At 72.1% G+C, this 12955-nt stretch carries 14 protein-coding genes; 11 read left to right on the forward strand and 3 right to left on the reverse strand.

What is annotated here, in order from left to right:
• Nucleotides 1–35 precede the first annotated feature (35 nt).
• The gene (locus AC5Y4Z_RS02530) at nt 36–746 is read right to left on the reverse strand and encodes an NUDIX hydrolase (RefSeq protein WP_499960670.1); all 711 of its coding nucleotides are present in this window, start codon (nt 744–746) and stop codon (nt 36–38) included.
• 47 nt (nt 747–793) lie between these two features.
• On the opposite strand from AC5Y4Z_RS02530, the gene nadA reads away from it, so the two are divergent.
• From nadA to nadC, 3 genes are read left to right on the forward strand one after another with little or no spacing between them, the layout of a single operon-like run.
• Nucleotides 794–1852, forward strand: coding sequence for a quinolinate synthase NadA (nadA, locus tag AC5Y4Z_RS02535; protein WP_499960671.1), 1059 nt, complete (start codon nt 794–796; stop codon nt 1850–1852).
• Nucleotides 1852–3426 (forward strand): L-aspartate oxidase, encoded by a 1575-nt coding sequence (locus AC5Y4Z_RS02540; protein WP_499960672.1) that lies wholly within the window; start codon nt 1852–1854, stop codon nt 3424–3426. The genes nadA and AC5Y4Z_RS02540 overlap by 1 nt, the downstream gene beginning before the upstream one ends.
• A 2-nt stretch (nt 3427–3428) precedes the next feature.
• Nucleotides 3429–4280 (forward strand): carboxylating nicotinate-nucleotide diphosphorylase, encoded by an 852-nt coding sequence (gene nadC, locus AC5Y4Z_RS02545; RefSeq protein WP_499960674.1) that lies wholly within the window; start codon nt 3429–3431, stop codon nt 4278–4280.
• Nucleotides 4281–4480: 200 nt separating this feature from the next.
• Here the strand turns inward: nadC and AC5Y4Z_RS02550 are convergent, their stop codons facing one another.
• Nucleotides 4481–4894, reverse strand: a complete 414-nt coding sequence (locus AC5Y4Z_RS02550) for a nitroreductase family deazaflavin-dependent oxidoreductase (protein ID WP_499960675.1) — start codon at nt 4892–4894, stop codon at nt 4481–4483.
• Between the two features lie 46 nt (nt 4895–4940).
• On the opposite strand from AC5Y4Z_RS02550, the gene hisD reads away from it, so the two are divergent.
• From hisD to hisI, 8 genes are all read left to right on the forward strand, one after another.
• Complete coding sequence (hisD, locus tag AC5Y4Z_RS02555; protein WP_499960676.1) at nt 4941–6287, forward strand: histidinol dehydrogenase; 1347 nt, start codon at nt 4941–4943, stop codon at nt 6285–6287.
• Entirely contained in the window at nt 6284–7414 is a 1131-nt protein-coding gene (locus AC5Y4Z_RS02560) for a histidinol-phosphate transaminase (protein ID WP_499960677.1), read from the forward strand. The genes hisD and AC5Y4Z_RS02560 overlap by 4 nt, the downstream gene beginning before the upstream one ends.
• Entirely contained in the window at nt 7411–8031 is a 621-nt protein-coding gene (hisB, locus tag AC5Y4Z_RS02565) for an imidazoleglycerol-phosphate dehydratase HisB (protein WP_499960678.1), read from the forward strand. The genes AC5Y4Z_RS02560 and hisB overlap by 4 nt, the downstream gene beginning before the upstream one ends.
• The gene (gene hisH / locus AC5Y4Z_RS02570) at nt 8028–8648 is read left to right on the forward strand and encodes an imidazole glycerol phosphate synthase subunit HisH (protein WP_499960679.1); all 621 of its coding nucleotides are present in this window, start codon (nt 8028–8030) and stop codon (nt 8646–8648) included. The genes hisB and hisH overlap by 4 nt, the downstream gene beginning before the upstream one ends.
• Before the next feature lie 85 nt (nt 8649–8733).
• Nucleotides 8734–9477 carry a bifunctional 1-(5-phosphoribosyl)-5-((5-phosphoribosylamino)methylideneamino)imidazole-4-carboxamide isomerase/phosphoribosylanthranilate isomerase PriA gene (priA, locus tag AC5Y4Z_RS02575; protein ID WP_499960681.1) on the forward strand — a complete coding sequence of 248 codons (744 nt, stop codon included), beginning with the start codon at nt 8734–8736 and terminating at the stop codon, nt 9475–9477.
• A gap of 8 nt (nt 9478–9485) precedes the next feature.
• Nucleotides 9486–10286: an inositol monophosphatase family protein gene (locus tag AC5Y4Z_RS02580; protein ID WP_499960684.1), complete on the forward strand. Its 801-nt coding sequence runs from the start codon at nt 9486–9488 to the stop codon at nt 10284–10286.
• Nucleotides 10286–11071 (forward strand): imidazole glycerol phosphate synthase subunit HisF, encoded by a 786-nt coding sequence (gene hisF, locus AC5Y4Z_RS02585; RefSeq protein WP_499960685.1) that lies wholly within the window; start codon nt 10286–10288, stop codon nt 11069–11071. The genes AC5Y4Z_RS02580 and hisF overlap by 1 nt, the downstream gene beginning before the upstream one ends.
• Nucleotides 11068–11415, forward strand: a complete 348-nt coding sequence (hisI, locus tag AC5Y4Z_RS02590) for a phosphoribosyl-AMP cyclohydrolase (protein ID WP_499960687.1) — start codon at nt 11068–11070, stop codon at nt 11413–11415. The genes hisF and hisI overlap by 4 nt, the downstream gene beginning before the upstream one ends.
• On the opposite strand, the gene AC5Y4Z_RS02595 is transcribed toward hisI, so the two are convergent.
• Nucleotides 11412–12938: a serine/threonine-protein kinase gene (locus tag AC5Y4Z_RS02595; protein WP_499960689.1), complete on the reverse strand. Its 1527-nt coding sequence runs from the start codon at nt 12936–12938 to the stop codon at nt 11412–11414. The genes hisI and AC5Y4Z_RS02595 overlap by 4 nt on opposite strands.
• Between the last annotated feature and the right edge of the window lie 17 nt (nt 12939–12955).

Raw genomic sequence — 12955 nt, forward strand, 5'->3', positions numbered from 1 at the left:
GCAATCGCCGCATTGTGAGCGACTTCTCCCCGGGCTCAGACCTGGCCGGGCGGGCGGAACGCGGCGAATTCGTCGGTGACCCGCAGCCGCGAGTCGGTGAAGTGGTACAGCGCCGCCGGCCGCCCGCCGCTGCGGCCGGACTGGGCGATGGTGCCGGTCTGGCTGATGACCCCCCGGCGCACCAGCACCCGTTGCAGGTTGGTCGCGTCGACCTGGTAGCCGAGCGCGGCGCCGTAGATGTCGCGCAGCGTCGACAGCGCGAATTCCCTTGGTGCCAAGGCGAAGCCGATGTTCGTGTAGGACATCTTGGCGACCAGCCTGGTCTGGGCGTGGGCCACCATCGGGCCGTGGTCGAAGGCCATCGGCGGCAGCGCGCCCACCGGATGCCAGCGGGTGTCCGGCGGCAGCTCGGGCGTGGCGGGGGAGGGCACCAGGCCCAGGAACGTCGACGCGATCACCCGCTGGCCGGGCACCCGCTGCGGATCGGAGAACACCGCCAGCTGCTCGAGGTGGGCGAGCTCCTTGAGGTCGACCTTCTCGGCCAGCTGGCGGCGCACCGACGTCGTCATGTCCTCGTCGCTGCGCAGCCGCCCGCCCGGCAACGACCAGGCGCCCCGCTGCGGGTCCTTGGCGCGCTGCCATAACAGGACGTTCAGCTGCGGTTTCTCTCCCCGTGTGGCGGGCGTCACCTGGCGAACCTGGAACACGACCGCAAGCACCTCGTGGGCGGTGCTAATATGGGCCATGTTTTCGATTGTAAGTCGAAAACCTCCTGGATGCGAAAGGGGCCTCCGTGACGGTGCTGAATCGCATGGACACGCTCACCGAAAGCGGGGCCGACCTCGCTGCCCGTATCACTGACACCCCCGCCGGGTATGCCGGCGTGGCCGGGGACGAGCAGTGGGCGGCCGGGGTCCGGCGACTGGCGAAGCTTCGCGGGGCCACCCTGCTCGCGCACAACTACCAGCTGCCCGCCATCCAGGACGTCGCCGACCACGTGGGCGACTCGCTGGCGCTGTCGCGGATCGCCGCCGACGTGCCCGAGGACACGATCGTGTTCTGCGGCGTGCACTTCATGGCCGAGACCGCCAAGATCCTGTCCCCGGACAAGACCGTGCTCATCCCGGACCAGCGGGCGGGCTGCTCGCTGGCCGACTCGATCACCCCCGAGGACCTGCGCGCCTGGAAGGACGAGCACCCCGGTGCCGTCGTCGTGTCCTACGTGAACACCAGCGCCGCCGTGAAGGCGCTCACCGACATCTGCTGCACCTCATCCAACGCCGTCGACGTCGTCGAGTCCATCGACCCCGACCGCGAGGTGCTGTTCTGCCCCGACCAGTTCCTCGGCGCGCACGTGCGCCGGGTGACCGGGCGGCAGAACCTGCACGTGTGGGCCGGCGAATGCCACGTGCACGCCGGCATCAACGGCGACGAGCTCTCCGAGCAGGCGCGGGCCAACCCCGACGCCGACCTGTTCGTCCACCCCGAATGCGGTTGCGCCACTTCCGCTTTGTACCTCGCCGGCGAGGGCGCGTTCCCGGCCGAGCGGGTGCACATCCTGTCCACCGGCGGGATGCTCGACGCCGCGCACCAGACCCGGGCCCGCAAGGTCCTGGTCGCCACCGAGGTCGGCATGCTCTACCAGTTACGCCGGGCGGCGCCGCAGGTAGACTTCCGCGCGGTCAACGACCGAGCCTCGTGCAAGTTCATGAAGATGATCACCCCGGCCGCCCTGTTGCGCTGCCTGGTCGACGGCGCCGACGAAGTCCACGTCGACCCGGACATCGCCGCCGCCGGCCGGCGCAGTGTGCAGCGCATGATCGAAATCGGGCAGCCGGGCGGCGGCGAATGATGGCCCGCCCCAACTGGACCCACACCGCCGACGTCGTCGTCATCGGCACCGGCGTCGCGGGATTGGCCGCCGCGCTGGCCGCCCACCGCGCCGGCCGCCGCGTCGTCGTGCTGTCCAAGGCCGGCCAGGCGCGCGGGGCGACCGCCACCCACTACGCGCAGGGCGGCATCGCCGTGGTCCTGCCCGGCAACGACGACTCCGTCGACGCCCACGTCGCCGACACGCTGGCCGCGGGCGCGGGCCTGTGCGACGCCGACGCCGTGTGCTCGATCGTCGCCGACGGCTACCGCGCGGTGTCCGAATTGGTCGGCGACGGAGCAAGATTCGACGAGGCCGTGCCCGGGCGCTGGGACGTGACGCGCGAGGGCGGCCACTCACGCCGCCGCATCGTGCACGCCGGTGGCGACGCCACCGGAGCCGAGGTGCAGCGCGCCCTCGACCACGCCGCGGCCATGCTCGACATCCGCACCAGCCACGTGGCCCTGCGGGTCCTGCACGACGGGGCGGCGGTGACCGGGGTGTGGGTGGGCACCCCCGACGGGTTCGGGATCATCAGCGCGCCCTCGGTGATCCTGGCCTCCGGCGGGCTCGGACACCTCTACGGCGCGACCACCAACCCCGACGGCTCCACCGGCGACGGAATCGCGTTGGCGCTGTGGGCGGGGGTGGCGGTCAGCGATCTCGAGTTCATCCAGTTCCACCCCACGATGCTCTACTCCGCTGCCGGCGGCGGGCGGCGCCCGCTGATCACCGAGGCCATCCGCGGCGAGGGCGCGATACTGCTTGACCGCCAAGGCAATTCGGTCACCGCAGGCGTTCACCCGATGGGCGACCTCGCCCCGCGCGACGTCGTCGCGGGCGCCATCGACGCGCGCCTGAAGGAGACCGGCGACCCGTGCGTCTTCCTCGACGCGCGGGGCATCGCGGGCTTCGCGGCCCGGTTCCCCACGGTCACCGCCGCGTGCCGGGCCGCCGGGATCGACCCCGTCCGCCAGCCCATCCCCGTCGTTCCCGGCGCGCATTACAGCTGCGGCGGGATCGTCACCGACGTGTACGGGCAGACCGAGTTGCCGGGCTTGTTCGCCGCGGGCGAGGTGGCCCGCACCGGGATGCACGGCGCGAATCGCCTGGCGTCCAACAGCCTGCTGGAGGGCCTGGTGGTCGGCGGTCGCGCCGGAAAGGCCGCGGCCGCGCACGCCGCGTCGGCCCGCCGGCCGCGGGCGGTCGCGCCCGAGCCGATCGCCCATACCGCCCCCCAGCGCGCCGAGCTGCAGCGCGCGATGAGCCGGGACGCGTCGGTGGTGCGCGACGTGGCCGGCCTGAATCGGTTGTCCGCCAAGCTGTCCGGGGCGCCCGCGCGCGGCGTGGCCGGCCGTCGCGACTTCGAGGACGTCGCGCTGACGCTGGCCGCGCGGGCGGTCTCGGCGGCGGCCCTGGCGCGCACCGAGAGCCGCGGCTGCCACCACCGCGCGGAGTACCCCGCCGCCGCACCGGAGCAGGCCCGCAGCAGCGTGCTACGACTGGCCGACGACCACAATTCCGTGCTGGTGGAGGCGCTGGCGGCGGTGGGCTGACGATGCTGTCCGACAGCGAACGCGACGCCGCCCGCGACGCCATCCGGCGGGCCCTGGACGAAGACCTGCGCTACGGGCCCGACGTCACCACGCTGGCCACCGTCCCGGCCGGCGCGGTGGCCACGGCGTCGATGGTGCCCCGCGAGCCGGGCGTCGTCGCCGGCGTGGACGTCGCCCTGCTCGTCCTCGACGCCGTCCTGGCCAACGGCTACGAGGTGCTCCACCGCGTCGACGACGGCGCCCGCCTGCGCCCGGGCGAGCCCGCGCTGACGGTGCGGGCCGAGACCCGCGGCCTGCTGACCGCGGAGCGGACCGCGCTGAACCTGATCTGCCACCTGTCGGGGATCGCGACCACCACCGCGGCCTGGGTCGACGAAGTGCGCGGCACCAAGGCGAAGGTCCGCGACACCCGCAAGACGCTGCCCGGGCTGCGGGCGCTGCAGAAATACGCGGTACGTCTCGGCGGCGGCGCCAACCACCGGCTGGGTCTGGGCGACGCGGCGCTGATCAAGGACAACCACGTCGCGGCGGCGGGATCGGTGGTCGAGGCGCTGCGGGCGGTGCGCGAGGCCGCGCCCGGCCTGCCGTGCGAGGTGGAGGTGGACTCGCTCGAGCAGCTCGACGAGGTGCTGGCCGAAAAGCCCGAGCTGGTACTGCTGGACAACTTCCCGGTGTGGCAGACGCAGACGGCGGTGCAGCGCCGCGACTCCCGCGCGCCCGCGGTGCTGCTGGAAGCGTCCGGCGGGCTCAGCCTGGACAACGCCGCGACCTACGCCGCCACCGGCGTGGACTACCTGGCCGTCGGCGCGCTGACGCACTCCGTGCGCGCGCTCGACATCGGCCTGGACATGTAGGCCTTTTCCGCTCACCCTCCGCCGCGAGAGTGCGACTACCGACGCCGCCACTCGGGAAACGTCTCGCCAACCGCACTCTCGCCGATCAAAGAAGCCGCCAGACGATCACAGAGGCTGCCCCCTTCGCGAGAGTGCGACTACCGACGCCGCCACTCGGGAAACGTCTCGCCAGCCGCACTCTCGCGAACGCGCGTTACGGCTCAAGCGACGTCGCCGACGAAGATCCCCATCCTGCGTAGCTGCACGCGCGCCATGAACGGCAGGCCTGCACCGTCGGAGCCGGCCGGCAGGATCCGCGGGTTGGTGATGTGCACCACGCGGTTGCGGCCGAACTGCACGTCCGCCGAGCCGGCGGCCAGCACGTTCTTCGCCCAGTTCGTCTTGCCGTGGGCCAGCGCGATCGCCAGGACGTTGCCCTTGCGGTAGGGCGTGATGATGGTCTCGTAGTCCTTGCCGGACGTGCGCCCGCGATGCTTGATGGTCGCGGTTCCCGGCAGGAAACGGGCGATCGGCTTGATCGCCGAATTCAGGTACTTGACCTGAAGGTTCTCAAACCAGACCGGAAAGACCATCGGGACGCCCGGGGCGTTGTTGGGATGATCCTGTTTGGACATGACCGCACTGTACCGGTCGGTTATTGACTTGAGCTGCTCTGGGACAATGGACAACGTGAACCCCGCCCCGCCGTCGCCGATCGCCCGCATTGACCTGCGCGGCGCGGAGCTGACGGCGGCCCGGCTGCGTTCGGCGCTGCCGCGCGGCGGCGCCGACGTGGACAGCGTGCTGCCCCGGGTGCGCCCGATCGTGGAGGCCGTCGCCGAGCGCGGGGCCGAGGCGGCGCTGGAGTTCGGGGCGCAATTCGACGGCGTGCGGCCCCCGGCCGTGCGGGTGCCCGCCGCGGCGCTGGGCAAGGCGCTGGCCGGGCTGGACGCCGACGTGGTCGAGGCGTTGCAGGTGATGATCGAACGCACCCGCGCCGTGCACGCCGACCAGCGGCGCGACGACGTCACCACCACGCTCGGCCCCGGGGCGACGGTCACCGAGCGTTGGGTCCCCGTCGAGCGGGTCGGCCTGTACGTGCCCGGCGGCAACGCGGTGTACCCGTCCAGCGTGGTGATGAACGTGGTGCCGGCGCAGGCCGCCGGGGTCGGCTCGCAGGTGGTGGCCAGCCCACCGCAGGCCGCCTTCGACGGACTGCCGCACCCGACGATCCTGGCCGCGGCCCGGCTGCTGGGCGTCGACGAGGTGTGGGCCGTGGGCGGGGCGCAGGCCGTGGCGCTGCTGGCCTACGGCGGCACCGACACCGACGGCACGGAGCTGGCGCCCGTCGACATGATCACCGGGCCCGGCAACATCTACGTCACCGCCGCCAAGCGGCTGTGCCGCTCCCGGGTGGGCATCGACGCCGAGGCCGGGCCGACGGAGATCGCGATCCTGGCCGACCACACCGCCGATCCCGCGCACGTTGCCGCCGATCTGATCAGCCAGGCCGAACACGACGAGATGGCCGGCAGCGTGCTGGTGACCCCGAGCGAGAAGCTGGCCGCCGCCACCGAACGCGAACTGGCCGCCCAGCTGGACACCACCGTGCACCGCCAACGGGTGAGCACCGCGCTAGGCGGCCCCCAATCGGCGATCATCCTCGTCGACGACCTCGACGCCGGGGTCACGGTCGTCAACGCCTACGCCGCCGAGCACCTGGAGATCCAGACCGTCGACGCGCCGCGGATCGCCGACCGGATCCGTTCGGCCGGAGCGATTTTCGTCGGCCCCTACGCGCCGGTGAGCCTCGGGGACTACTGCGCCGGGTCCAACCACGTGCTGCCGACCGGCGGGTCCGCCCGCCACTCCAGCGGCCTGTCAGTGCAGACGTTCCTGCGCGGCATCCACGTCGTCGACTACACCGAGGCCGCCCTCAAAGACGTTTCCGGGCACGTGGTCACGCTGGCCAAGGCCGAGGACCTGCCCGCGCATGGCGAGGCGGTGCGGCGGAGGTTCGAGCGATGACCGACAAGCCCACCCTGGCCGACCTGCCGCTGCGCGACGACCTGCGCGGCAAATCGCCCTACGGCGCACCGCAATTGGCGGTCCCGGTGCGGCTGAACACCAACGAGAACCCGCACCCGCCCACCCGGGCGCTGGTCGACGACGTGGTGCGCTCGGTGGCCGACGCCGCCGCCGACCTGCACCGCTATCCCGACCGCGACGCGGTGGCGCTGCGCGGCGACCTGGCCGCCTACCTCACCGCGCAAACCGGAACCCGCCTGACCGTCGAAAACCTCTGGGCCGCCAACGGTTCCAACGAGATCCTGCAGCAGCTGCTGCAGGCGTTCGGCGGGCCGGGGCGCACCGCGATCGGGTTCGTCCCGTCCTACTCGATGCACCCGATCATCGCCGACGGCACCCGCACCGAATGGCTCGAAGCCGTCCGCGCCGACGACTTCGCCCTCGACGTGGACACCGCGATCGCCGCCGTCGTCGAACGCCGGCCCGACGTCGTCTTCATCGCCAGTCCCAACAACCCGTCCGGGCAAAGCGTTTCGCTGCCGGACTTGCGGCGACTGCTCGACGTGGTGCCGGGCATCCTGATCGTCGACGAGGCCTACGGCGAGTTCTCGTCGCAGCCCAGCGCGGTGTCGCTGGTCGAGGAGTATCCGACCAGGCTCGTGGTCACCCGCACCATGAGCAAGGCGTTCGCGTTCGCCGGCGGGCGCCTCGGCTACCTGATCGCCACGCCGGCCATGATCGACGCGATGCTGCTGGTGCGGCTGCCGTATCACCTGTCGTCGGTCACCCAGGCCGCGGCCCGCGCCGCGCTGCGCCACGCCGACGACACCCTGAGCAGCGTGGCGGCGCTGATCAGCGAACGCGAGCGGGTCAGCAAGGCGTTGAGCGGCATGGGCTTTCGGGTCATCCCGAGCGACGCCAACTTCGTGCTGTTCGGGCAGTTCGCCGACGCGCCGGCCGCCTGGCAGCGCTACCTGGACGCGGGCGTCCTGATCCGCGACGTCGGGATCCCCGGCTACCTGCGCGCCACCACCGGCCTGGCCGACGAGAACGACGCCTTCCTGCGGGCCAGCGCCCCGATCGCCGCGACCGACCTGGTCCCGGCCACCCCAGTAGGAGCCCCATGACAGCCACCGCAACGCGTCGCGCACGAATCGAACGGCGCACCAAGGAATCCGACATCGTCGTCGAGCTCGACCTGGACGGCACCGGGCAGGTCCACGTCGACACCGGGGTGCCGTTTTACGACCACATGCTGACGGCGCTGGGCAGCCACGCCAGCTTCGACCTGACCGTGCGCACCCAGGGCGACGTCGAGATCGAGGGGCACCACACCATCGAGGACACCGCGATCGCGCTGGGTCAGGCGCTCGGGGAGGCGCTGGGCGACAAGAAGGGCATCCGCCGGTTCGGCGACGCGTTCATCCCGATGGACGAAGCGCTGGCCCACGCCGTGGTCGACGTGTCCGGCCGCGCCTACTGCGTGCACACCGGGGAGCCGGATCACCTGCGGCACATCACGATTGCGGGCAGCTCGGTGCCCTACCACACCGTCGTGAACCGGCACGTGTTCGAGACGCTGGCCGCCAACGCCCGCATCGCGCTGCACGTGCGGGTGCTGTACGGGCGCGACCCGCACCACATCACCGAGGCGCAATACAAGGCGGTGGCCCGCGCGCTGCGCGAGGCGGTCGAGCCCGACCCGCGGGTATCCGGCGTGCCGTCCACCAAAGGTGTTCTGTGACTTCGAAATCAGTGGTGGTGCTCGACTACGGCTCGGGCAACCTGCGGTCGGCGCAGCGCGCGCTGCAGCGGGCCGGCGCGTCGGTCGAGGTGACCGCCGACGCGGGCGCCGCCGCGGCCGCCGACGGGCTGGTGGTGCCGGGCGTCGGCGCCTTCGAGGCGTGCATGACCGGCCTGCGCAAGATCGCGGGGGAGCGCATCATCGCCGAGCGGGTGGCCGCCGGGCGACCGGTGCTGGGCGTGTGCGTCGGCATGCAGATCCTGTTCGCCCACGGCGTCGAATTCGGGGTCGACACCCGAGGCTGCGGGCAGTGGCCGGGGGCCGTCACCCGGCTGGACGCGCCGGTGATCCCGCACATGGGCTGGAACGTGGTCGACGCCGGGGCGGGCAGCGCGCTGTTCAAGGGGCTGGACGCCGGCACCCGGTTCTACTTCGTGCACTCCTACGCCGCCCAGCGCTGGGAGGGCGCCCCGGATGCGGTGCTGACCTGGGCCACCCACCGGGTGCCGTTCCTGGCCGCGGTGGAGGACGGGCCGCTGGCCGCCACTCAGTTCCACCCGGAAAAGAGCGGCGATGCCGGTGCGGCCGTGTTGAGCAATTGGGTTGAGGGACTGTGAACAACTTCGCGAAAGTGCAACCAGCGACACAAAACCCGAGAAGCGGCGTCGCCAGATGCACTTTCGGCAGGCGCGGGAGGAACCGATGCTGACTTTGTTACCCGCGGTAGACGTGGTCGAGGGCCGCGCCGTGCGCCTGGTGCAGGGCAAGGCGGGCAGCGAAACCGAGTACGGCACGGCGCTGGACGCCGCGCTGGGCTGGCAGCGCGACGGGGCCGAGTGGATCCATCTCGTCGACCTGGACGCCGCGTTCGGCCGCGGCTCCAATCGGGAGCTGCTCGCCGAGGTGGTGGGCAAGCTCGACGTGGCGGTGGAGCTGTCCGGCGGGATCCGCGACGACGACTCCCTGGCCGCCGCGCTGGCCACCGGCTGCGCCCGTGTCAACCTGGGCACCGCGGCCCTGGAAAACCCGCAGTGGTGCGCGCGCGCGATCGCCGAGCACGGCGACAAGGTCGCCGTCGGGCTGGACGTCCAGATCGACCCTAGCCACCCAGACGGCCGGCACCGGTTGCGCGGCCGCGGCTGGGAGACCGACGGCGGCGACCTGTGGGAGGTGCTGGAACGCCTTGACGCTCAAGGGTGTTCGCGGTACGTGGTCACCGACGTCACCAAGGACGGGACGCTGGGCGGCCCCAACCTCGACCTGCTGTCCGCCGTGGCCGACCGCACCGACGCCCCGGTGATCGCGTCGGGCGGGGTGTCCAGCCTCGACGACCTGCGCGCGATCGCCACCCTCACCGGCCGCGGCGTCGAGGGCGCCATCGTGGGCAAGGCCCTCTACGCCGGGCGGTTCACGCTGCCGCAGGCCCTGGCCGCGGTACAGGGGTGAGGGCCGGCATGGACCTGACCGCGCTGACGTCGGTGGCGTCCACGATCCTGGACGCCGCCGTGCCGCGCTTCGTCGAGGGCCACCGGGCCGACTCCGCGGTCGCGAAGAAGGGCAACGACTTCGCCACCGAGATCGACCTCGCCATCGAACGTCAGGTCGTCACCGCGCTGCAGGCCACCACCGGGATCGGCGTGCACGGCGAGGAATTCGGCGGCACCGACGTCGATTCGCCATGGGTGTGGGTGCTGGATCCCATCGACGGCACTTTCAACTACGCCGCGGGATCGCCGATGGCCGCGATCCTGCTGGCGCTCTTGCACGACGGCGATCCGGTCGCGGGGCTGACCTGGCTGCCGTTCGTCGGCGAGCGCTACACCGCCGCCGCCGGCGGCCCGCTGATCAAAAACGGTGAGCCACAACCGGCGTTGGAGACCACGGAGCTGGCCGACAGCCTGGTCGCGGTCGGAACGTTCAGCGCCGACTCGCGGGGCCCGTTCCCCGGCCGCTACCGGATCGCGGTGCTGGAGAACCTGAGTCGGGTGTCGTCACGGCTGCGCATGCACGGGTCCACCGGCATCGACCTTACCTACGTCGCCAGCGGGATACTCAGCGCCGCAGTCACATTCGGCGGCCACGTCTGGGATCACGCGGCGGGAGTCGCTCAGGTCCGGTCGGCGGGCGGCATCGTCACCGACCTGGCCGGCAAACCGTGGACCCCCGAATCCAATTCGGTGCTGGCCGCGGCGCCCGGCGCGCACGGCGAGGTCCTCGAAATCCTGCGCGCCGTCGGCGAACCGGAGGACTACTGATGCCCGCCGACACCCGCCTCGCCGTGCGCGTGATCCCGTGCCTGGACGTCGATGCCGGCCGGGTGGTCAAGGGCGTCAACTTCGAAAACCTGCGCGACGCCGGCGATCCGGTGGAGCTGGCCGCGGCCTACGACGCCGAGGGCGCCGACGAGCTGACCTTTCTGGATGTGACGGCGTCGTCGTCGGGCAGGGCGACCATGCTCGAGGTGGTGCGCCGGACCGCCGAGCAGGTGTTCATCCCGCTCACGGTCGGCGGCGGGGTGCGCACGGTCGCCGACGTCGACACGCTGCTGCGCGCGGGCGCCGACAAGGTCTCGGTCAACACCGCGGCGATCGCCCGGCCCGAGCTACTGGCCGACATGGCAACGCAATTCGGGTCGCAGTGCATCGTGTTGTCCGTCGACGCCCGCACGGTGCCCGCCGGATCGGCACCGACACCGTCGGGCTGGGAGGTGACCACCCACGGGGGCCGGCGCGGTACCGGGATCGATGCCGTCGAGTGGGCGGCCCGCGGCGCCGAACTCGGGGTCGGCGAGATCCTGCTCAACTCGATGGACGCCGACGGCACCAAGACGGGCTTCGATCTCGCGATGCTGCGCGCGGTCCGCGCGGCGGTCACGGTGCCGGTGATCGCCAGCGGCGGCGCCGGCGCGGCCGAGCACTTCGCGCCCGCGGTCGCCGCCGGCGCCGATGCGGTGTTGGCGGCCAGCGTCTTTCACTTCCGCGAGCTGACGATCGGGCAGGTGAAGGCGGCCATGGCCGCGGAAGGGATCACCGTACGATGACGCTCGACCCCGGCATCGCCGCCCGCCTGAAGCGCAACGCCGACGGGCTGATCGCCGCGGTCGTGCAGGAGCGCGGCAGCGGCGACGTGTTGATGGTCGCCTGGATGGACGACGCGGCGCTGGCCCGCACGCTGGAAACCCGTGAGGCGACGTACTATTCGCGCTCCCGCGGCGAGCAGTGGGTCAAGGGGGCGACGTCCGGCCACACCCAGCGCGTCCACTCCGTGCGCCTGGACTGCGACGGCGACACCGTGCTGCTGACGGTCGACCAGGTCGGCGGCGCCTGCCACACCGGCGACCACAGCTGCTTCGACGCCGACGTGCTGCTCGAACCCGACAACTAGCTGGGCGCGACGTCCAGCCCGTTGGCGGCGGCGATGGCCGCGCGCGCCCACTCGTGGCGGTAGACGGCCGGCGAGATCCGGTCGCGGCGAATGATTTCCAGGTCGATGGCCTTGCCCTGCAGCACCGCGTTGGGCACCCGGAAGGAGAACGACGGCGCGTCGGTGGCGACGGCCAGGATGGCGTCGGAGTCGGTGAAGTTGTTCGCGCGCATGGCGTCCTCGGCCCACCGGAACGGCTTGAGGCCACCGAAGTCCCTGACGTACACCACCCACAGCTTGGTGCCGCGTTCGGTGTAGAGCTTGTTGAGCGCCCGGTTCACCGCCTGCTGCTCGAGCGGGCCCAGCACGCCCGACTGATCGGTGATCTGAGCGGTGAGCGTGATCGCCGGGGCCGGCACGGGCGGGGCGACGGTGCCGGGCGCCGGTGGCGCGGCCGACTGCGCCACGGCGCCGGCGTTGTGTTGCTTGTGGCCCCCGCCGCCGAGCATGCGGACGCCGACGTAGGCGCCGACCGCGACCACCGCGACGGCGACGAGCGCCGCGATCACCACCGCCGGCCCGCGCCCACGGGCGGAAGCCTCAGCAGGCGGTGCGCCGGGGGGCTTCGGCTTCGCGATCACCTCCGTCGGCGCCGGAATGACCTGCGTCGGGCCCGGGCTCACCTCGGCGGGGACGGTCGTCAGCTGGCTGGACAGGGCCGCCGCGAAATCGGAGCACGTCGGGTAGCGATCGTCCGCCCTCTTCGCGAGCGCCTTGGCCAGCGGCCCGTCGAGGCTGGCCAGGTCGGGCCGGCGCTCGCTGATCGGCGGCGGCGGCGCCGACAGGTGCTGCGTGATGACCACCGCCGGGTTGGAGTGGCGAAACGGCGCGGACCCGGCCAGCAGGTCGAACGCGGTGCAGCCCAGCGCGTACTGGTCGGCCCGCCCGTCGAGATCCGATCCCTGCAGTTGCTCGGGCGCGCAGTACGCGGTGGTGCCCACCAGCATGTTGGTCGCGGTCAACCCGCTGATGTCACCGAGTTCGCGCGCGATCCCGAAGTCGGCCAGCAGGATCCGTCGGCGCGGGTTGGCCTCGGTCAGCAGGATGTTGGCCGGCTTGACGTCCCGGTGCAGCAGTCCCCGCGCGTGGGCGTAGTCCAGCGCGTCGGCGACGGCCGAAATGATCTCCACCACATCGGCTTTCGGCATCCCGGACGGATACTTGGTGCGCAGCAGCTTCGCGGCGTCGGTGCCCTCCACGTAGTCCATCGAGATCCACAGCTGCCCGTCGTATTCGCCGCGGTCGTGGATGCCGACGATGTGCTCGTTGTAGAGGCTGGCCGCCAGGTCGGCCTCGCGGTTGAAGCGTTGGCGGAACTCGTCGTTCGCGGTCAGCTCGCTCGGCAGGATCTTCAGGGCGTCGCGGCGCGGCAGCCGCGGGTGCTGCGCCAGATACACCTGGCCCATGCCGCCGGTCCCCAGCCGCCGAATGATCGTGTAACCGGCGAACACCTGTCCCTCTGCCAGGCTACCGCTTTCGGGCATGTGAGCATGCTACTGAG

It is taken from the genome of Mycobacterium sp. NGS63 (genome assembly GCF_059812295.1).